Raw genomic sequence first — 19,348 nt, 5'->3', positions numbered from 1 at the left:
TGACCGTAGGTCAACGTGGGGACGCGGCAGAGGTTGCGGAACCCCCTACGAGAGGAAGTTCTGCTCGCTGATCATGCTGAGGTCGACGCCCACCAGCTTCACGACGTTCTCCGGACCGGCGCTGTTGGCGGTCGTGACGGCGACGAACACATAGACGTCGGTGCCGACCTGAACGCTGGTGAAGTGCCGCGCGGTCGTGCCCGACCAGACCTTGGCGATCTCCTGGGCCTCGGAATAGGTGTTGACGGCGAACTCGCGATAGGTCGAAGCGAACGGCGCCGCGCCGAAGGCCAGCTTGTCGATGGACTGGAAGTCCATGATCGCATCGACGCCCTTGCCCACGTCGTTCGTGGCGTAAGACTCCCAGAACCCGAACTTGAAGATGTCCGCGCCGGCGCCGCCGTACAGGATGTCGACGCCCGAACCGCCGTCGAGCGTGTCGGCGCCGTCGCCGCCGATCAGCAGGTCGTTGCCGTCCCCGCCAGACAGCTGGTCGTCATTCGCGCCGCCGTACAGCGTGTCGGCGCCAAGGCCGCCCGACAGGATGTCGGCGCCGCCGTTGCCGTAGAGCGTGTCGGAAGTCGCCCCGCCCGTGAGCGTATCGTTGGCGGCGCCACCAATCGTCACGACCGTGGCCTCGACCGGCTTGAGGCCCAACATGTTGACCAGGACAGCGCCCGTATCGCCGAAGATCAGCATCCGGTCGCCGCTGTCGTTCAGCGAGACATGATTGCCGTAGGCGCTGGAATGATCCGTCGGCTGGCCCGCATTGATGTCCACGCCCAGGGCGTAGGTCTGCTCGAGCCCCCAGGTCGAGGTCGAGAACTGGTACACACGGTCTTGCGTCGCTTCGACGACGAACAGGTGCCGGCCGTCGGTGCTGAAGTCCATCCCGTAGACCGCCGAGACCTCGGGGTGCGACGACAGCAGGTCCAGCCGGAAGTCCAGGACCTTGTCATAGATCACGATCTGGCCGTCGACGGCCTGGGCGATGATCGAACCGTCCCCGTTGATGGCCTGGACGCCGACGTTCCCGTTCGAATAGCCGGACGAGTAGTGCATGCGGGTCGTGAAGCCGCCGCCCAACGTGAAGATGTTGATATCGGCGCTGCTGATGCCCGCGGGCGCGATCAGCACCTGATCACGGTCGAAGCTGCTGGACAGCGCGCCGCTCTGGAAGAAGCTCGGACCGGTCACCGTAAAGCCGCCGGTGGTCGGGTTCAGCGTCGTCAGGCCGGTAAAGCCCGAGCCCGCATAGTCCTGGGTGAGGATGATCGTGCCGTCGCTCATGAACGCGGCGTCCGCGAAACCGCGATCCGCGCCGGTCACCGTGGTCGAATAGTCCTTCACGGTGTGGGTCTCGAGGTCCACCACGTGGACCTTGGCGGTGGCGCGGTCTTCCGTCCAGATCGAACCCTTGACCAGGTTCTCCACCTGGTGCTCGGCCGCGACCAGATAGCGGCCGTCCGCCGACACGGACAGACCGCCCAGGTCCGCGCCCACCTTCAGGCGGAAGCTGAGCTGCCCCGTGGTGGTGTCGATCACCGAGACATAACCATCCTTGTCCGAGACATAGGCCGTGCGGCCGTCGTCCGAGAGGACGGCGTCGCGCAGGTCGCCGGAGGCCGAGGCGATGATGGTCTTGGGCTTCAGCACCTCGTCCAGCGTCACCGTCGCGGTCGACGGCGACAGCGTCACCGTCTTGTCGGAGAACTTCAGGGTTTCGATGTTGAGCAGGGTGTCGACGCCGTCGATGCCGGCGACCGTCCAGGTCCCGTTGGCGTTGCGGGTCCAGGTGTAATCCTTGGACGAGCCCATGGCGTAGATCGCGGTGTCGGCGCCAGCGCCGCCATCGAGGATGTCATCGCCATAACCGCCTTCGAGGCTGTTCGCGCTCGCGTCGCCGATCAGAACATCGCCGAAGCTGGAGCCCTTGAGGCCTTCAAAACCCTTCAGGATGTCGAAGCCCTGGGAGCGCGTGTCCTGGGCCGCGCCCTGCTTGGTCAGATCGACCCGGACCCCGCCGACCGCGCGGTCGTAGGACGCGATGTCGAAGCCCGCGCCGCCGTCGAGCAGGTCATCCCCGAGGAGGCCGTTCAGGACGTTGTTCTTGGCGTCGCCGATGATCGTGTCGCTCAAGCCCGTCCCGATGACGTTCTCGACGCCCTGGATCTCAACATAGCCCTGCAGGCCCGTGCCCTGGCGACCGGTGAGGTTCAGGTCGATCGTTGCGCCCTGATCGGCGCCGAGGCCATTCATCAGCCACACCGTGTCCACGCCCTCGCCGCCGCGCACGATGACGTCGCTCATCGTGTTGGACAGCATGAACATGTCGTCGCCGTCGCCGCCCTCCAGGGTGGCCGAGCCGATGTTGGAGAAGGTCAGGGTGTCGTTGCCGGCGCCGCCGACCAGCAGCTCGCCATTGCTGGTCGCGCTGGTCACCAGGCGATCGTCGCCGTCGCCGCCGTCCAGGGTGTCGTTGCCGCCCACGCCCAGCAGGACGTCGTCGCCGCCAGCGCCGAACAGATAGTTCTCCGCGGCGTTGCCCAGGAAGACGTCGTTGAATTCCGAGCCCATCACGGCCTCGATCGAAACCAGCTTGTCGCCGGACTCGGCCCAACCCTTGACGCCGGACTGGTCGAACAGCTGGAGATCGATCCAGACGCCCTTTTCGCTGAAGCCGTAGTCGACCGTGTCGAAACCGTCGCCGCCGTTGATGATGTCGTCGCCGAGACCACCCGACAGGTGGTCGTCGCCCGCGCCGCCGTACAGCTGGTCGTTGCCGTCCGAGCCCCACAGGTAGTTGTCCTTGGCGTCGCCGGTCAGGACGTCGTCGAACTTGCTCCCGTACAGCAGCTCGACGCCGGTGATGGTGTCGGTCCCCGCGCCGCCGGTGTTCTGGGCCGTGGTCTTGTTCAGATCGACGGTGACGCCGGCCGTGGCGTTTTCGTACGAGCTCCAGTCGTCGCCGGCCCCACCCTTGATGATGTCGTCGCCCGCGCCGCCGACCATGTAGTCGTCGCCGTCGCCGCCATCCAGGACGTCGTTGCCGGCGTCGCCCCACAGGGTGTCGTTACCCTTGCCGCCGCTGATCGTGTCGTTGCCGGCGTCGCCCACCAGCATGTTGTCGCCGGCATTGCCGGTGAGCGTGTCGTTGAAGGCCGAGCCGTAGACGTTCTCGATGCTCGTCAGCTTGTCGGTCCCGCCGCCGACGGTGTTCTGCGTGCCGGTGATGTTCAGGTCGACCTTCACCCCGGCCGTGGCGTCCTCGTAGGCCGCCCAGTCGTTGCCGTCGCCGCCGTCGAGGGTGTCATTGCCCGCGCCGCCCAGCAGGTAGTCGTCGCCGGCCCCGCCTTGCAGGGTGTCGTTGCCGTCGTGTCCGGCCAGGACGTCATCGCCCGCCAGGCCCTTCAGCGTGTCGTTGCCGCCGAAGCCGTAAATCGTGTCGCTGTCCGCGCCGCCCGTCAGGGTGTCGGCGTTTTGCGTGCCTTGCAGATCCATCTTTTTACGTCCCCAACCTGAACACAACCGAAGCGTGACCTAGGGACTGCAAAGCTGGCGCCGAACCGCATTCAGCCTTTTGGGGAGAATTAAGGACGAAACCCGTCGCCCTGGGCGCGAACTGTGCCGCTTCGGCACATGCAGGCCTTACACTACAAGGCTTTCACCCACAGGTTGGCGCATTCCGGGAATGGACGTGGCGCGCGATATCCGACCTTTCGGTCCATCGCGACGCCACGCGCACAGGTGGAGTTACAGCCCCAGGATCGAACCGGCGTCGATCGAAGAGAGGTTGGCGCCGGTCAGGATGATCATCTGATCGTAGTCCCCGCCCTCCTCGCCGGTGTCGGCGAACAGATAGATGTCGGAGAACACCTGCATCGCCACATAACGAACGTCGCTGCCGGCGAACACGGCGCCGACGGCCAGGAAGTCGATCGTGTCCAGCTCGATATAGTTGGCGCTGGTTCCGGCCGGCCCATCCGTGAACACGATGTGGTCGTCGGTCGAGAAGTCGGAGATGCTGTCCGACGCGCCATAAACGCTGTCGCCCGGATTGAACACGAAGAGATCCGCGCCGGCGCCGCCGTTCAGCCCATCCTGGCCGGCGCCGCCCACGATATAGTCGTCGCCGTCATTGCCGCTGAGCCCGTCGTTCCCGTCGCCGCCGTACAGAGAGTCGTCGCCGTCCTGGGCGTACATGATGTTGGCGTTCGCATCGCCGATCAGGGTGTCGCCAGCGGCTGTGCCGTTGACGTTCTCTACGTTGGTCACGGTCAGCACGACGCCCGGCGCGACAGTCTGGGTGGTCTTGCTCAGGTCGACGAACACGCCGCCGGTGAAACCTGAGAACGCCAGCAGGTCGCTCCCGGCGCCGCCATCAAGGGTGCGGGTCGTGACGTAGTCGCCGACGGTCAGGGCGTCGTCGCCGGCGCCGCCCAGCATGGTGTCGTTGGAATTGCCGCTCTGGATGGAGTCGTTGCCGTCGCCGCCGATCATCAGCGAGCCGGTCGTCGCCACGCCGAAGAAGCCGCCGCTATAGAGGAAGTCGTTTCCGTCGCCGCCGTCCATGACGTCGGCGCCGCCCTGGCCAATCAGCCAGTCGTTACCCGCACCGCCCTCCAGCGTGTCGCTGCCAGCGTCGCCGACCAGGATATCGTCGCCTGCGGTTCCCACCAGATACATGCCTAGACCTCCAGCCCCCGGATGGGGCGGAGGCATTGGCGATCAACCCAAGATCGACCTCAAGTGAATTTTTCACGCCCAGGACGATAATTATAAAAAGCAACCCTGAGTTAACTCAGCGCTCGGATCAGAACAGCAGGCCCTTGGCCAGCAGGGCGTGGACGCCTTTCTCACCGTTGACGGTCTGGGTGACGCGGAAGTCCACGGCCAGGGAGCAGAACTGGTAGGCCTGGACGCGAGTCAGGCTCGAGCGCGCCGTGATGAAGTCGATCGTCCCGCGCAAGGCCTGCTTCATGGCCAGGTCCAGGTCTTCATTGAAGCCCATCAGGATGTAGTGCGTCGGCGTCTCGGCGCGGGGCCAAACGAAGCTGGAGGCCTTGTGCAGGATGAAGGTGAAGGTCCCGGTCAGGCCCATCTCCAGCGCGTTGACGCAGACCTCGCCGTCGCCCTGGCGGCCATGGCCGTCGCCGACCGAGAAGTTCGCGCCGGGAACCCAGACCGGCAGGTACAGGGTCGCGCCGGCGGTGAGCTCTTTGTTGTCCATGTTGCCGCCGTGCTCGCGCGGTTCGCGGCTGGAGAGGCGGCCGTACCTGGCCGGCGGGGCCACGCCCATGGTGCCGAAGAACGGAGCCAGCGGCAGTTCGGGACCCCACTCCGGCTTGCAGACGCCGCGCGCCTTGTCGACGGCGATGTGGCTGACATAACGGTCGGGGAAGTCCTCGGGCAGCGTGCCGGCCAGCGGACGCACGGCGCAGTAGCCCCAGTCGTTGTTAGGCTCGACCGCCTCGATGCGGACCTCCAGCATGTCGCCCGGCTCGGCGCCGGCGATGGCCACTGGGCCCGTGAGGATGTGCGGACCGATGCGGGCCGGGTTGCTATCGTGGATCGCCTGCAGCGCGGCCGGTACGGCGTAGGGCGAGCCCGGCGGCGGCATCACCTCGGTCCCGCCTGAGACGCACTCGAAGGTGACGCTGTCGCCGGGGTTCACCGTCAGCACGGGATCGAACGCCGCGTCGAACATGCCGAAGCGGACGGTGTCGGGGCTGGAGACCAGTCGGTGATGCGCCATCAAGTAAGCCTTTCCTTACATGCGCATCTCGCGCCGAAGCGGGCGCTGACCCAAGGCGTGGCGGACCATCCGGTGTACGATCGCCCTTCCCTGCCCGATGCGCGGGCGATCGGGCCGCTGAATGATGCCGCCTTGAGCGCTCGTGCGTTCTGAGCCAAGCGGGACTGGCGCGTTTAGCGAACCCGGGTGTATGAAGTTTTTTCTTACTTATGCTGTTGGGGACCGCATGGGCTTGGACGCAGAGACGCAAGGCTTTCTGGACCTGAAGGACGTCGAGATCGGTCCCTGGACCGCCGCGCGCGCCGCCGAGCGGGACCTGGCCATCCCGTCGCCCATCCTGCCCGGCGTGATCGACAACATCGCCCTGCTGCGCACCCAGACCAGCCTGTTCGTCTCGGCGCTTGGCGAGGCCGCCGGCGAGCCTCCGGAGGCGTTCGAACCGTGAGCTTCTGCAGCGTCGTCGAGATCGCCGGCGAGGTCCGCGCCGGCCGCGTCACCGCCCGGTCCGTGACCGAGGCCACCCTCTCGCGCATCCAGCGCCTGAACGGGGGCGTCAACGCTTTCACCGCCGTGACCGCCGACCGCGCCCTGGCTCAGGCGGATGCAGTCGACGCCGGCCGTGTCACGGGTCCGCTGGCGGGCGTGCCGTTCGCGGTGAAGAACCTGTTCGACATCGAAGGCCTGCCGACCATCGCCGGCTCCAAGATCCGCCGCGACGCCGCGCCGCCTTCGCATGACGCAACGCTGATTCAGCGTCTGACCGCCGCCGGCGCCATCCTGGTCGGCGCGCTGAACATGGACGAGTTCGCCTATGGCTTCGTCACCGAGAACGCCCACGACGGGCCGGTCTACAATCCGCACGACCCGACACGGATCGCCGGCGGCTCTTCGGGCGGTTCGGCGGCGGCCGTGGCGGCAGGGCTCGTGCCCCTGACCCTGGGCTCGGACACCAACGGCTCGATCCGCATCCCGGCCGGCCTATGCGGCGTCTTCGGCCTGAAGCCCACCTATGGCCGCCTGTCGCGCCAGGGCGTGTTCCCGTTCGTCGAGAGCCTGGACCATGTCGGCCCCTTCGCGCGGTCGGTCGAGGACCTGGCCCTGGCCTATGACGTCATGCAGGGCGCCGATCCCGCCGGCGACCACATCTGCGTGCGTGCGGCCGAGCCGCTGTCGGCCCGTCTCGACGAGCTGGCCGAACGGCCGCTACGCGTCGGCGTCCTGGGCGGCTGGTTCCAGCAAGGCGCGTTCCCGGAAGTGCTGGAGGCCCTGGGCCGCGTCGCCGTGGCGCTGAAGGCCGACGACCTGGTCCAGCTGCCCGGCGCGGCCGCCGCCCGCGCCGCCGCCTTCAGCCTGACCGCCTTCGAGGGCGGGCAGCTGCACCACGATGACCTGGCCGCCCGCGCCATGGACTACGACCCCGCCGTCCGCGACCGCCTATTGGCCGGCGCCCTGCTGCCGGCGGGCGTGCACCAAGCGGCCCAGCGGTATCGCACCGTCTTCCGCGACCAGGTGCGCGAGGCCTTCCAGCGCTACGACGTCCTGCTGGCCCCGGCCTCGGTCTGCCCCGCCCCGCCGATCGGCCAAGCGACCATGGACGTGGACGGCGTTCCCGTCTCGGTGCGCAAGAACCTGGGCGCCTACACCCAGCCGATCAGCTATGTCGGCCTGCCGGTCGTGGCCGCGCCGGTGAACCGTCCGGGCCAGCTGCCGATCGGCGTGCAGATCATCGCTCCGGCCTGGCGCGAGGACCTGGCCTTCGCCGCCGCCCTGCGCTTGCAACGCGACGGCGTCGTGGCGGCCCACGCTCCGAAAGGCGCCCTATGATCGTCAACGATCCCGCCGTGCTGGCGCAGGTCACCGCCCTGGTCGACGCCTATGAGGCGGCGCTGATGAGCAACGACGTCGAGGCGCTGGACGGTGCGTTCTGGAACTCGCCCCATACCGTGCGGCTGGGCGTGGCCGAGAACCTGTGGAGCTTCGATGAGATCGCCGCGTTCCGCGTCGGCCGCGCCGGCGGCTCGCCGCCCCGCACGCGGTTGCGGACCGAGATCACCACCTTCGGCGCCGACTTCGCCGTGGCCAACATCGAGTTCCGCCGCGACGACAGCGGCAAGATCGGCCGCCAGAGCCAGACCTGGATCCGCACCGAGGACGGCTGGAAGGTCGCCTCGGCCCACGTGTCCCTGATGCAGGGCGGGGCCGACCAGCGCCTTTGAGCGTGACAGCCGAAAGTGGGAACCGGTTTCGGCGACCGTCACGCGACCACGGAAAAACTCCACTCCGACGACGAAAAGCGCTAGAGCCTCCAAATGACGACCAAGATCATTTTCGACACCGACCCCGGCATCGACGACGCGATGGCCCTGCTGTTCATCGAGGCGAGCACCGCCCTCGACCTGATCGCGGTGACGACCATCTTCGGCAATTCCGACATCGAGACCACGACGCGCAACGCGCTGTACCTGAAGGACCGCTTCGGCCTGAAGGCGCCGGTCTACAAGGGCACGGACAAGCCGCTGACCCGCCCGCGCAACCCGTCGCCGACCTTCGTGCACGGCATCAACGGTCTTGGCGATGTCGAGCTGACGGGCCTGATCCCTGCCCAGCCGGAAGCCAAGCCGGCCCACCAGGCGATCATCGACCTGGCTCGCCAGTATCCGGGCGAGGTGGTGCTGTGCGCCGTCGGTCCGCTGACCAACCTGGCCCTGGCGCTGCAGGCCGATCCGGAAGTCGCCACGCTGCTGAAGTCCGTGGTGATCATGGGCGGCGCGTTCGGCGTGGCCGGCAAGCCGGGCAATGTCACGCCCGTGGCCGAGGCCAATATCTGGAACGACCCGGAGGCGGCGGACCAGGTGTTCACCGCGCCGTGGTCGCTCACCGCCGTCAGCCTGGATGTGACCACGCAGGTGGTGATGTCGCCCGAGTTCATGGAAGCGCTGGCCGCTGGTGGTTCGGACGCCGGCGGGTTCCTGAACGAGATCTCCAAGCCGTACGCGGCGTTCTACGGCGGTCGGGACGGCATCGTCGGCTGCTGCGTGCATGACGCCGCGGCGGTGGCGTTCGTGATCGATCCGACGTTGTTCGAGGTGCGCCGTGGTGCGGTGCGGGTGGTGACCGAGGGGATCACGCTGGGCCAGACGTGCCAGAGCCCTGAGGGTGAGTTGTTTGGGCCTAGCGCTTGGGATGATCAGCCGATCCAGGCGGCGACGGTGGCGGTTGATGGTGATCGGCTGCTGAAGCTCTATGCCGACACGATGAAGGCCGTGCACGGGTAAGGCCCCTCCACCGCCGTTCGGCGGTCCCCCTCCCCCAAAGGGGGAGGAGAGATAATTACCGCGTCAGGCGGGGCGGCAGGTTTCCTCCGCCCCGCTTGGGGGCGGACAGACCTCGCATAGCGAGGTCAGGCGGGGGCCTGTGCTGAGTCCCGCCGATACCGCTCCACCCCAGCCAAATACGTCCGCGCCACCACCCGGTCATCCCCCAGCACCGTCAGCGCGAACAGCTTGTTCTCCAGGCTCTTCGTCTCCGCCAGCCGCCGCGCCAGCAGCGGCGTAGCGGCCAAGTCGAGCACCACGAAGTCAGCCTCCTTCCCCGGCTCCAAGTTCCCGATCACCTTGTCCAGATCCAGCGCCCGCGCCCCGCCCAGCGTCGCCAGGTACAGCGCATGGAACGGATCCAGCGCATCACCCCGCAGCTGCCCCACCTTGTAGGCCTCGCCCAGGGTGTGGAGGATCGAGAAGCTGGTGCCGGCCCCGACATCGGTGCCGATGCCGACCTTCACGCCGTGCGAGCAGGCCTCCTCCAGCGGGAACAGGCCAGAGCCAAGGAACAGGTTCGAGGTCGGGCAGAACGCCACCGCCCCGCCTTTGGCCGCCAGGCGCTGGAAGGCCTCGCCCTTCAGGTGGACGCAGTGGGCGAAGACCGAGCGCTGGCGCAGCAGGCCGAAGCGGTCATAGACATCCAGATAGTCCTTGGCCTTGGGGAACAGCTTGGCCGTTTCCTTGATCTCGTGGACGTTCTCCGACAGGTGGGTCTGCATCCAGACGTCGGGATGCAGGGCCAGCAGGTCGCCGGCCATCTTCAGCTGGGCGTCGCTGCAGCTGATCGCGAAACGCGGGGTGACGGCGTAGCCCAGCCGCCCCTTGCCGTGCCAGTCGGCGATCAACTGCTCCATGTCGGCCAGGCTGCTCTCGGCCGTGTCGGTCAGCCCGTCGGGCGCGTTGCGGTCCATCAGCGACTTGCCGGCGATCAGCCGCATGTCGCGATCAAAGGCCTCGGCGAACAGGGCGTCGACCGAGACCTTGTGCACCGAGCCGAACACCAGCGCCGTCGTCGTGCCGTTGCGCAGCAGTTCGTCGATGAAGAACGCCGCCGTCTCCGTCGCGTGCTTGGGATCGGCGAAGGCCGCCTCGGCCGGGAAGGTGTGCTGCTCCAGCCAGTCCAAGAGCTGCTTGCCGTGGGCAGCGATAATGTCGACCTGCGGGAAGTGGATGTGGGTGTCGATGAAGCCCGGCGTGATCAGGTGGCCGGACAGATCGTGCAGCTCGGCGTCGCCCAGCCACGGCGACAGCTCGGCATACTCGCCGCAGCCGACCACGCGACCGTCCTCGACCAGCAGGAGGCCGTCCTTGTGGAAGGCGACCGCGCCGTCCTCGTTCTTGGTGGGATCGTCCAGCAGGTGGAGGATCGACGCCCTATAAGCTTGCACTGGTCTTCTCGTCGTTACGGGCTCGCGCCGCTTCCTGGCGCATCAGCAGATCGGCCGCCACCGACACCGCGATCACTTCCGGCGCCTTGCTCTTCAAATGTGGCAAGCCGATGGGACAGGTCAGGCGGGTCAGCACGACTTCCGAGAAACCATCGTCGCGTAACCGGCGCATGAACCTGGCGCGTTTGGTGCCCGAACCGATGACGCCGAAGTACGAAAATCCGCCGCCGGCCAGGCCGGCCGCGACCAGGGCGTAGTCCAGGGCGTGGTCGTGGGTCAGCACCAGGCCGTAGGCGTCGGCGCTGGCGGCCGTCGCCTTGGCGGCCATCGCGTCAGGTTCAAGCACGGTGACGCCGGGGATGTCGGCGGTTTCGGGACGGGTGTCGTACCAGGCCAAGCGAAACGGCAACGGCTCGAAGGCCTTGGCGATGGCCTGCCCCACATGGCCGGCGCCGAACAGCAGCAGCGGCGGACGCGGCGCGTCGGCGCGCTCGACCATCACGTCGCCCAGCTCGGGCCGCGCACCGCGCGCGGTGGCGGGCGCAACGCCGAACGAGACGGCCGGCCCTTCGGCGTCGGTCGAGAGGATCGGCGCGATCACCTTGGTCAGCAGACCGGGGTCGAAGCGGGTGCGGACCTCGAACGGCTGGGCCGCGTCCATGCGCTTGGCCGCCTCGGTCAGCCAGTCGCGGCTGTTGTCGTTCAGGCGCTCCAGGAACAGCCGCACGCGGCCGCCGCAGCACTGAGCCAGCAGCGGCCCCAGCGGATAGTCCTGGATCGCGAAATGGGCCTGGCCGCCGTCCAGCATGCGTCGCGCCTGGTCGGCCACGCGGTACTCCAGATTGCCGCCGCCGATCGTGCCCGACTGCCCGCCGCGCCAGACGACCATCTTGGTCCCGGCCTCGCGCGGGGCCGAGCCTTCGGTCGCCAGCACGGTGACCAGAGCGGCCTCGTCATGCGCGTCCAGGCGAGCCAGGGCGGCGCGGGCCCAGTTACGCATCGGCGGCTCTCCGCCGGACATCCTCGCACGCCATCAGGATCGCTTCCGGCGTCGCGGGCGCGTCCAGCTGCGGGAAGACCTTGTGGTCGCCGACACTGGCCACCGCGTGATTGATCGCGCTGTGCACCGAGATCGCCAGCATCAGCGGCGGCTCGCCCACGGCCTTGGAGCGGTGCACCGTGGCCTCGACATTGCGCCCAGCCTTCCAGAGGCGGACATCGAGATGCGCCGGGCGGTCGCCACAGGTCGGGATCTTGTAGGTCGAGGGCGCGTGGGTCCGCAGGCGGCCTTGGGCATCATAGACCAGCTCTTCGGTCGTCAGCCAGCCCATGCCCTGGACGAAACCGCCTTCGATCTGGCCGAGGTCAATGGCGGGATTCAGCGACTTGCCGACGTCGTGCAGGATGTCGGCGCGGGTAACCTTCATCTCGCCGGTCAGGGTGTCGATCAGCACCTCGCTGCAGGCCGCGCCATAGGCGAAGTAGTAGAACGGCCGGCCGGTGTGCGTGGCGCGGTCGTAGTGGATCTTCGGCGTGGCGTAGTAGCCGGTCGAGGACAGCGAAATCCGCGCCAGATAGGCCTGGCGGATGAACCAGCCGAACTCGAAGGTCTCGCCGCAGACGCGCACGCCGTCGGGCGTGAAGGCGATGTCGTGCTCGGGGCAGTTCCACTTCTTGGCGGCGAACGCGACGAGGCGCGCCTTGATGGTCTCGGCCGCGTTGAGGGCCGCCATGCCGTTCAGGTCCGCGCCCGACGAGGCGGCGGTGGCCGAGGTGTTGGGCACCTTGTCGGTGACGGTCGAGGTGATCTTCACGCGGCCGATCTCGACCTGGAAGGCGTTGGCGACGATCTGGGCGATCTTGACGTTCAGCCCCTGCCCCATCTCGGTGCCGCCGTGGTTCAGCATGATCGAGCCGTCGGCATAGAGATGGATCAGCGCACCAGCCTGGTTCAGGAAGGTCGTCGTGAACGAGATGCCGAACTTCACCGGCGTCAGGGCGATGCCCTTCTTCAGCACCGGGCTCCTGGCGTTGAAGGCCTCGATCTCGCGGCGGCGGGCGTCATAGGCGCACGAGGCGGCCAGCTCGTCGATCAGCTGCGGCGCGACGTTGTCTTCGACCACCTGGTTGTAGGGCGTGAGGTTGCGGCCCTCGCCGCCATAGAGATTGCGGCGGCGCACCTCCAGCGGGTCGATCCCGGTGGCGGCGGCCACGGCATCCATGACGCGCTCGATGGCGATCATGCCCTGCGGTCCGCCAAAGCCCCGGAACGCGGTGTTCGACACCGTGTGCGTTCGATAGCGGTGCGAGACGATCTCGATGGCCGGCAGGAAATAGGTGTTGTCGACGTGGAACATCGCCCGGTCGTTGATGGCCATCGACAGGTCGGTCGTCGCCCCGCAGCGCGAGGCCAGCTCCAGCGAGAGCCCGGTCAGCCGGCCGTCATCGTCGAAGCCGACGTCGTAGGCGGCCTCGAAGTCATGCCGCTTGCCGGTCATGACCATGTCTTCGTCGCGGTCCGGTCGCGCCTTGGCGGGGCTGCCGGTCTTCACGGCGACCAGGGCGGCGGCGGCGGCGAAAAGCGAGGCTTGTGTCTCTTTACCGCCAAAGCCCCCGCCCATGCGGCGCACCTCGACGGTGACGCTGTGGTCGGGCTTGCCCAGGACGCGGGCGATCAGGTGCTGCACCTCGGTGGGGTGCTGGGTCGAGGACCAGACGTGGACGTCGCCATCCTCGCGTGGGGTGGCCAGGGCGATCTGGCCTTCAAGATAGAAGTGGTCCTGGCCGCCGATCGTGAACTTGCCCTGCAGGCGGCGGGGAGAGGTCGCCAGCGCGGCCTGGGGGTCGCCGCGCGCCATGCGCTGGGACGCCTCGATCTTCAGGTCCAGGGCGCGGGCGGCGGCGATATCGATAGCGGCAGGCAGGTCCTCGTACTCGACCACGGCCTTGGTCGTCGCGGCGCGGGCGGCGGCGAGCGAGGTCGCCGCCACGGCGAACAGGCTCTGGCCGACGCAGTAAACCTCACCGGCCGCGAACAGCTTGTCGTCGTGGATCACCGGACTGACGTCGTTCTCGCCGGGGATGTCCTCGGCGCTCAGCACCAGCACCACGCCGGGCGCGGTGCGCACCGCCGACAGGTCCATGTGCGTGATCTTGGCGTGCGCCTTGGTGCTCATGCCGAATGCCACGTGCAGCAGGCAGGCCGGCTCGGGCATGTCGTCAATATAGACCGCCGAGCCCGCCACGTGCCGCGCGGCGCTGTCGTGCGGCAGCGGTGCGGACACGCCCTGGAACGGCGCGGTCTCGACAGGTGCGGTGGCTGCGGAGTCAGCCATGGGCGCTCTCCGGAACGACGCGGGTTTCGACGTCCTGGCTCTCCAGGAACACCTTGCGCAGCATATTCCTCGCCGCCAGCGACCGGTAGGCCGCCGAGGCGCGCATGTCGCTCATCGGCTTGTAGTCGGTATCGAGCGCGGCCATCGCGATCTCGATCGTGGCCTCGGTCCACGGCTGGCCGACCAGCGCCGCCTCGCAGGCCGTGGCCCGCTTGGGCGTACCGGCCATGCCGCCAAACGCGATGCGGGCGTCGTTGACCACCCCGCCCTCGACCGCCAGCGAGAACGCCCCGCACACCGCCGAGATGTCCTGGTCGAAGCGCTTGGACAGCTTGAAGACCTTGAAGATCCGCCCAGCATCCAGCTTCGGCGCGATCACCGCCTCGACGAACTCGCCCGGCTGTCGATCCTGCTTGCCGTAGTCGAGGAAGAAGTCCTCCAGCGCCATCTCGCGCCGCTCGCCGCCTCGACGCAGGACCAGGGTTGCCCCCGCCGCGATCAGGGCTGGAGGCATGTCGCCGATCGGCGAGCCGTTGGCGATATTGCCGCCGATCGTGCCGCTGTTGCGCACCTGTGTAGACCCCAGCCGCCGCATCATCTGGCCCAGGTCCGGATAGAGCTTCGCCACCGCCTCGATGGCGTCGACATAACGAACGCCGGCGCCGATCCGTAGACCGTCAGCGGTCTCCTCCAGCGCCTTCAGCTCGGCGACCTCGGACACACTGATCAGCGTCGGCAGCGGCTTGCGCAGCTTGGTCACCCACAACCCGACATCGGTCGCCCCGGCCACGATCGTCGCGTCCGGATGGGCCAGATAAGCCTCCGCGAGTTCGTCGACCGTACGCGGCGACAGCCAGGTGCGGGTGACGCCGTGGACCTCGTCCTCATAGCTGAGGCTCAGCATGGTCTCGTCACGCACCGCCGATAGGTCGACCGCCGGCGCGGCTTCGGCCTCGACGCCCTTGGCCACCTCGATGATCGGTCCATAGCCGGTGCAGCGGCACAGGTTCCCGGCCAGCACCTCTCCGACCGGAGCACAGGCGCCCTTGGCCGCGATAGCCCGGCCGTACAACGACATGACGATGCCCGGCGTGCAGAAGCCGCACTGCGAGCCGTGCTTCTCGACCATGGCCTGCTGCACCGGATGCAGCGCGCCACCTTGAGCCAGGCTCTCCACCGTCAGCAGCGCCTTGCCATGCAACATCGGCAGGAACTGGATGCAGCTGTTCACCGCCCGCCAAGCCACACCGTCACCGTCGGCCTCGCCCACCAGCACGGTGCACGAGCCGCAGTCGCCCTCGGCGCAGCCTTCCTTGGTCCCCGTCCGCCGCATCGGGCCGCGCAGGTGTTCCAGCAGGGTCGTCGTCGGGTTGGCCCCTTTGACCTCCTGCACCTGGCCGTCCAGCAGGAAGCGGATCGTCGCGCCCATCAGCTGCCCCGGTAAGTCGAATAGCCGTACGGCGAGACCAGCAGCGGCACGTGCCAGTGCTGCTCGACGTTCGAGACGGCGAAATCGATGACCACCACGTCCAGGAACGGCGGGTCGGTCACCGACAGGCCGGACGCCTTGAAGTGCTCGCCGATCGCGAACTCCAGGCGGTATCCGCCGACCTCCAGGGCCTCGCCGGCGATAAGCCGCGCACGGCCGTCGGCGTCCGTGCGGAATTCCGCCAGCAGATGGACGTTGCCGCCCTCGCGTCGCGACACCCGCACCGCGACGTTGGCCGCCGGCTTGCCGGACGCCTGGTCGAGGATATGTGTCGTCAGTCCGCTCATGCTCCGCCCTCTGATCTCATCGCAGAGTCGATCTCGGTCGCTCCGGACGCCTTTGTCCAGCGCCTTGCCCCACACGGATCGCGCCGGAAGGCCTAGCGCCAAACAAGGGGGCGTAAGGCGCCCGAAGCGGAGGCAATATATAATAGATTTATTACTTGCGAGAGCCGTAAATCACCGTTCGCGCGGGCGTCGATTGGTACCGGTACCAAGAAAAAACGCCCGACAGGCGGCGAAGGGTTGGAATTGCCGCGCCAACACCGCTAGCAAGGCTATGACGCTTCACACCCAGATGAAGCCGCCTAGATGCGCCGCGCAGGCCGCCCAGAGGAACGATCGATGGACGAGGATTTCCGTAAAGCCGCCCTGGACTACCACCGTCTTCCGCGGCCCGGGAAACTGGCGATCGAAGCCACCAAGCGCATGGCCACCCAGCGCGACCTCGGCCTGGCCTACTCCCCCGGCGTCGCCGCGCCCTGCGAAGCCATCGCCGCCGATCCCGACACCGCCCGCGACTACACCGCGCGCGGCAACCTGGTGGCCGTGATCTCGAACGGCACCGCCGTGCTGGGCCTGGGCAATATCGGTCCGCTGGCCAGCAAGCCGGTGATGGAGGGCAAGGCCGTCCTCTTCAAGAAGTTCGCCGGCATCGACGTGTTCGACATCGAGGTCGACGCCGAGGATCCCGACCGCTTCATCGAAGTGGTGGCGGCCCTGGAGCCGACTTTCGGCGGCGTCAATCTGGAAGACATCAAGGCCCCCGAGTGCTTCATCATCGAGCGCACCCTGCGCGAGCGGATGAACATCCCGGTCTTCCACGACGACCAGCACGGCACCGCCATCGTCTGCGCCGCGGCCGTCCGCAACGCCCTGCTCGTCCAGGGCAAGACGCTGAAGGACGTCAAGCTGGTGACCTCGGGCGCCGGCGCGGCCGCCCTGGCCTGCGTCGACCTTCTGGTCTCGATGGGCCTGCCCGTCGAGAACGTCACCCTGACCGACATCAAGGGCGTCGTGTACGCCGGTCGCGACGACGACATGCTCGACAACATGGCCCGCTACGCGCGCCAGACCGACGCCCGCACCCTGGGCGAGGTGATCGCCGGCGCCGACATCTTCCTGGGCCTGTCGGCTCCACGGGTCTTCAAGCCGGAATGGCTGCCGCTGCTGGCTCCGAACCCGCTGATCCTGGCCATGGCCAATCCCGAGCCGGAGATCCTGCCCGAGCTGGTCCAGGCCGCCCGTCCCGACGCCATCATGGCCACCGGCCGCAGCGACTACGCCAACCAGGTCAATAACGTCCTCTGCTTCCCGTTCATCTTCCGGGGCGCCCTGGACGTCGGCGCGTCCGAGATCAATGAGGCCATGAAGGTCGCGGCCGTCGAGGCCATCGCCGAGCTGGCCCGCGCCGAGGCTTCGGAAGTGGTCGCCAGCGCCTATGGCGGCGTCGCGCCGATGTTCGGCTCGCAGTACATCATCCCCAAGCCCTTCGACCCGCGCCTGATCCTGCAGATCGCGCCGGCCGTGGCCAAGGCGGCCATGGATAGCGGCGTCGCCACCCGGCCCATCGCCGACTTCGACGCCTATCGCCAGGAGCTGGAGCTGTTCGTCTACCGCTCGGGCCAGCTGATGCGGCCGGTGTTCGAGCGGGCCCGCAAGGCGCCGGTCAAGGTCGCCTATGCCGAGGGCGAGGACGAACGCGTGCTGCGCGCCGTCCAGACCGTCGTCGACGAGGGCCTGGCCCTGCCGGTGCTGATCGGCCGCCGCGAGGTCATCAAGGCCCGCATCGCCGAAATGGGCCTGCGCCTGGATATCGGCGGCAAGGTCGAGATCGTCGATCCGCAGGCGGACAAAGAGCTCTTCGCGCCGCTGGTGAAGGAATATCAGGGCCTGGTCTGTCGTCGTGGCGTGCCGCCGATCGCCGCCCAGCGCCGCGTCGAGGGCCGCCGCACGGTGGCCGCCTCGATGCTGCTGTCCTCGGGTCATGTCGAGGCCGCCCTGGTCGGCGGCAGCGGCGACTGGTGGCAGCACATGACCTATGTGCTGCCGATCATCCCGCGCCGCGAGAACGTCAGCCGCGTCTACGCCATGTCGTCGCTGATCCTGGACAACGGCACGCTGTTCTTCTGCGACACTCACGTCAATGTCGACCCGACCGCCGAGCAGATCGCTGAGTGCACCCAGCTGGCCGCCGAGGCCGTCCGACGCTTTGGCCTGACGCCCAAGGCCGCCCTGCTCTCGCACTCCTCGTTCGGGGCCAGCAACTCGCCGACCGCCCGCAAGATGCGCGAGGCCCTGGCCATCCTGCGTGAGCAGGCGCCGGATCTCGAGGTCGATGGCGAGATGCACGCCGACGCCGCCCTCAGCCAGCACCTGCGCGAGCGCATGGTCGCCGACAGCCCGCTGAAGGGCTCGGCCAACCTGCTGGTCATGCCGACCCTGGACGCGGCCAATATCGGCCTGACCCTGCTCAGCGCCGCCACCGAGAGCCTGCTGGTCGGTCCGGTGCTGCTGGGCATGAGCAAGCCGGTGCACGCCCTGATCCCCAGCGTCACGGCGCGCGGCATCGTCAACCTGACGGCTCTGGCGGTGAACCAGGCGGCCTCGGAACGGGCCCGTACGGAGGCCTAAGGCCTTCCGTCCCAGGCCCGGCCTGAACGCAGAAAGCCCCGCGACGCGCAAGCGTCAGCGGGGCTTTTCTTTGGCGTCTGGAGGGCTTCCGAGCGGCTTTAAAGGCCCGCTCCCGGAATGCCAAGAGGCCCCGTCCGATGCCTCAGCGTCGGCGGGGCCTCTCAAAAGTCTCTGAAAAGGCCGTCCCTCCGGGGCGGCCCTCTCCCCGAGCGCGGAGCGCTCAAACCTTAAGAGTGAGCCTGCCTGAGAAGGCAGGCTCAGGGCGCAGCCTTAGAGGATGCGCAGGTTGCCGGCCGAGGTCTTGCCCGAACGACGGTCCTGTTCAAGCTCGTAACCGACTTGCTGGCCTTCGTTCAGGCCACGCAGACCGGCGCGCTCGACGGCCGAGATGTGCACGAAGATGTCGCCGCCGCCGTTGTCCGGCTGGATGAAGCCGAAGCCCTTGGTGGTGTTGAACCACTTCACGACGCCGGTGCCGCTCTCGCCGGTGCCGGCCGAGAAGCTGCCGCCGCCACCGCCGGCGCCGCCGCGCGGACCGTCGAAGCTGCGCGGAGGACGCGCGCCACCGGGGCCGCCACGACCGCCACCGGCCGGAACAGCGCCTTGACCCGTCACGCGCAGGTTGCCGGCCGAAGTCTTGCCCGAGCGGCGATCTTCTTCCAGCTCGTAGTTGACTTGATCACCCTCGTTCAGGCCCGCCAGGCCCGAGCGTTCAACCGCGGCGATGTGGACGAACACGTCCTGGCCGCCGTCCTCGGGCTGAATGAAACCAAAGCCCTTGGCCGGGTTGAACCACTTAACGACACCGTTCGCCATATTATCCTCAAACACCTCATTCGACGGGCTGATAGTCGGCCCGCGTCTTCCGGACGGAAGTCATGACGCAAAACCGCGCCCTGCGCTATGGGCTTTGAACGGAGAATGTCGACCGGGAGGCGGCGAAAAGCAGAAAAATTCGCGTTTGGGGCAGCGAGCGTTGCGCGAATGCCACTCTAAATTGCACGTACAGATACAAAAAAGCCCCGACCGCAATCGGACGGGGTGCGTATAAGCGCCTAGGCGCCGACTTTAGACCTTGGGTGCGGGGACAGGATTTGAACCTGTGACCTTCAGGTTATGAGCCTGACGAGCTACCGGGCTGCTCCACCC

The 19,348-nt window shown here is 67.8% G+C and carries 14 protein-coding genes and 2 pseudogenes; 6 read left to right on the top strand and 10 right to left on the bottom strand.

Annotated elements, in window-relative coordinates; translation table 11 throughout:
- Positions 1-45: 45 nt before the first annotated feature.
- The 3 genes from AC07NF_RS18185 to AC07NF_RS18175 form a co-directional block, all read right to left on the bottom strand.
- Positions 46-3,501, bottom strand: a complete 3,456-nt coding sequence (locus AC07NF_RS18185; protein ID WP_494629486.1) for a calcium-binding protein — start codon at positions 3,499-3,501, stop codon at positions 46-48.
- A 252-nt stretch (positions 3,502-3,753) separates the two neighbouring features.
- Positions 3,754-4,686 (bottom strand): calcium-binding protein, encoded by a 933-nt coding sequence (locus tag AC07NF_RS18180; RefSeq protein WP_492817119.1) that lies wholly within the window; start codon positions 4,684-4,686, stop codon positions 3,754-3,756.
- A gap of 127 nt (positions 4,687-4,813) precedes the next feature.
- Complete coding sequence (locus AC07NF_RS18175) at positions 4,814-5,758, bottom strand: acetamidase/formamidase family protein (protein WP_492817121.1); 945 nt, start codon at positions 5,756-5,758, stop codon at positions 4,814-4,816.
- 223 nt (positions 5,759-5,981) lie between these two features.
- Between AC07NF_RS18175 and AC07NF_RS18170 the strand changes: the two genes are divergently transcribed.
- The 5 genes and pseudogenes from AC07NF_RS18170 to AC07NF_RS18150 form a co-directional block, all read left to right on the top strand.
- A complete protein-coding gene (locus AC07NF_RS18170) occupies positions 5,982-6,200 on the top strand; it encodes a hypothetical protein (RefSeq protein ID WP_492817123.1) in 219 nt (72 codons plus the stop codon).
- Positions 6,197-7,579 (top strand): AtzE family amidohydrolase, encoded by a 1,383-nt coding sequence (locus AC07NF_RS18165; RefSeq protein WP_492817125.1) that lies wholly within the window; start codon positions 6,197-6,199, stop codon positions 7,577-7,579. Before AC07NF_RS18170 ends, AC07NF_RS18165 begins: the two co-directional genes overlap by 4 nt.
- Positions 7,576-7,971: an oxalurate catabolism protein HpxZ gene (gene hpxZ, locus AC07NF_RS18160; protein ID WP_494629482.1), complete on the top strand. Its 396-nt coding sequence runs from the start codon at positions 7,576-7,578 to the stop codon at positions 7,969-7,971. The genes AC07NF_RS18165 and hpxZ overlap by 4 nt, the downstream gene beginning before the upstream one ends.
- 93 nt (positions 7,972-8,064) lie before the next feature.
- Entirely contained in the window at positions 8,065-9,030 is a 966-nt protein-coding gene (locus tag AC07NF_RS18155; protein ID WP_494629481.1) for a nucleoside hydrolase, read from the top strand.
- Between the two features lie 2 nt (positions 9,031-9,032).
- Positions 9,033-9,104, top strand: a pseudogene (locus tag AC07NF_RS18150) (hypothetical protein); the annotation flags it as partial.
- Positions 9,105-9,155: 51 nt separating this feature from the next.
- Here AC07NF_RS18150 and guaD read toward each other — a convergent pair.
- From guaD to uraH, 5 genes are read right to left on the bottom strand one after another with little or no spacing between them, the layout of a single operon-like run.
- Positions 9,156-10,463 carry a guanine deaminase gene (gene guaD / locus AC07NF_RS18145; RefSeq protein ID WP_494629479.1) on the bottom strand — a complete coding sequence of 436 codons (1,308 nt, stop codon included), beginning with the start codon at positions 10,461-10,463 and terminating at the stop codon, positions 9,156-9,158.
- Complete coding sequence (gene xdhC, locus AC07NF_RS18140) at positions 10,450-11,463, bottom strand: xanthine dehydrogenase accessory protein XdhC (RefSeq protein ID WP_494629476.1); 1,014 nt, start codon at positions 11,461-11,463, stop codon at positions 10,450-10,452. Before xdhC ends, guaD begins: the two co-directional genes overlap by 14 nt.
- Entirely contained in the window at positions 11,456-13,798 is a 2,343-nt protein-coding gene (gene xdhB / locus AC07NF_RS18135; protein ID WP_494629474.1) for a xanthine dehydrogenase molybdopterin binding subunit, read from the bottom strand. Before xdhB ends, xdhC begins: the two co-directional genes overlap by 8 nt.
- Positions 13,791-15,227 (bottom strand): xanthine dehydrogenase small subunit, encoded by a 1,437-nt coding sequence (gene xdhA, locus AC07NF_RS18130; RefSeq protein WP_494629472.1) that lies wholly within the window; start codon positions 15,225-15,227, stop codon positions 13,791-13,793. The genes xdhB and xdhA overlap by 8 nt, the downstream gene beginning before the upstream one ends.
- Positions 15,227-15,574: a hydroxyisourate hydrolase gene (gene uraH, locus AC07NF_RS18125; protein ID WP_494629470.1), complete on the bottom strand. Its 348-nt coding sequence runs from the start codon at positions 15,572-15,574 to the stop codon at positions 15,227-15,229. Before uraH ends, xdhA begins: the two co-directional genes overlap by 1 nt.
- Before the next feature lie 336 nt (positions 15,575-15,910).
- Between uraH and AC07NF_RS18120 the strand changes: the two genes are divergently transcribed.
- Positions 15,911-18,199, top strand: coding sequence for an NADP-dependent malic enzyme (locus AC07NF_RS18120; RefSeq protein ID WP_494629468.1), 2,289 nt, complete (start codon positions 15,911-15,913; stop codon positions 18,197-18,199).
- 270 nt (positions 18,200-18,469) lie between these two features.
- Here AC07NF_RS18120 and AC07NF_RS18115 read toward each other — a convergent pair whose 3' ends face one another.
- Together AC07NF_RS18115 and AC07NF_RS18110 are read right to left on the bottom strand one after the other, a co-directional pair.
- Positions 18,470-18,664: a cold-shock protein gene (locus tag AC07NF_RS18115; protein ID WP_233206781.1), complete on the bottom strand. Its 195-nt coding sequence runs from the start codon at positions 18,662-18,664 to the stop codon at positions 18,470-18,472.
- A gap of 147 nt (positions 18,665-18,811) precedes the next feature.
- Positions 18,812-19,015, bottom strand: a pseudogene (locus AC07NF_RS18110) (cold-shock protein); the annotation flags it as partial.
- Positions 19,016-19,348 lie beyond the last annotated feature (333 nt).

The sequence above is a fragment of the Caulobacter sp. GW821-FHT10A06 genome, assembly GCF_059415805.1.
Note: the sequence above shows the minus strand (reverse complement) of the source record. Positions and strands in the feature narration are given on the sequence as shown.

What these genes read in the sequence shown, in the direction of transcription:
- AC07NF_RS18155 (WP_494629481.1), top strand. Translation starts at nt 8,065, where the DNA reads ATGACGACCAAGATCATTTTCGACACCGACCCCGGCATCGACGACGCG.
- AC07NF_RS18185 (WP_494629486.1), bottom strand. Translation starts at nt 3,501, where the DNA reads ATGGATCTGCAAGGCACGCAAAACGCCGACACCCTGACGGGCGGCGCG.
- xdhC (WP_494629476.1), bottom strand. Translation starts at nt 11,463, where the DNA reads ATGCGTAACTGGGCCCGCGCCGCCCTGGCTCGCCTGGACGCGCATGAC.
- xdhB (WP_494629474.1), bottom strand. Translation starts at nt 13,798, where the DNA reads ATGGCTGACTCCGCAGCCACCGCACCTGTCGAGACCGCGCCGTTCCAG.
- xdhA (WP_494629472.1), bottom strand. Translation starts at nt 15,227, where the DNA reads ATGGGCGCGACGATCCGCTTCCTGCTGGACGGCCAGGTGCAGGAGGTC.
- uraH (WP_494629470.1), bottom strand. Translation starts at nt 15,574, where the DNA reads ATGAGCGGACTGACGACACATATCCTCGACCAGGCGTCCGGCAAGCCG.
- AC07NF_RS18170 (WP_492817123.1), top strand. Translation starts at nt 5,982, where the DNA reads ATGGGCTTGGACGCAGAGACGCAAGGCTTTCTGGACCTGAAGGACGTC.
- hpxZ (WP_494629482.1), top strand. Translation starts at nt 7,576, where the DNA reads ATGATCGTCAACGATCCCGCCGTGCTGGCGCAGGTCACCGCCCTGGTC.
- AC07NF_RS18120 (WP_494629468.1), top strand. Translation starts at nt 15,911, where the DNA reads ATGGACGAGGATTTCCGTAAAGCCGCCCTGGACTACCACCGTCTTCCG.
- AC07NF_RS18180 (WP_492817119.1), bottom strand. Translation starts at nt 4,686, where the DNA reads ATGTATCTGGTGGGAACCGCAGGCGACGATATCCTGGTCGGCGACGCT.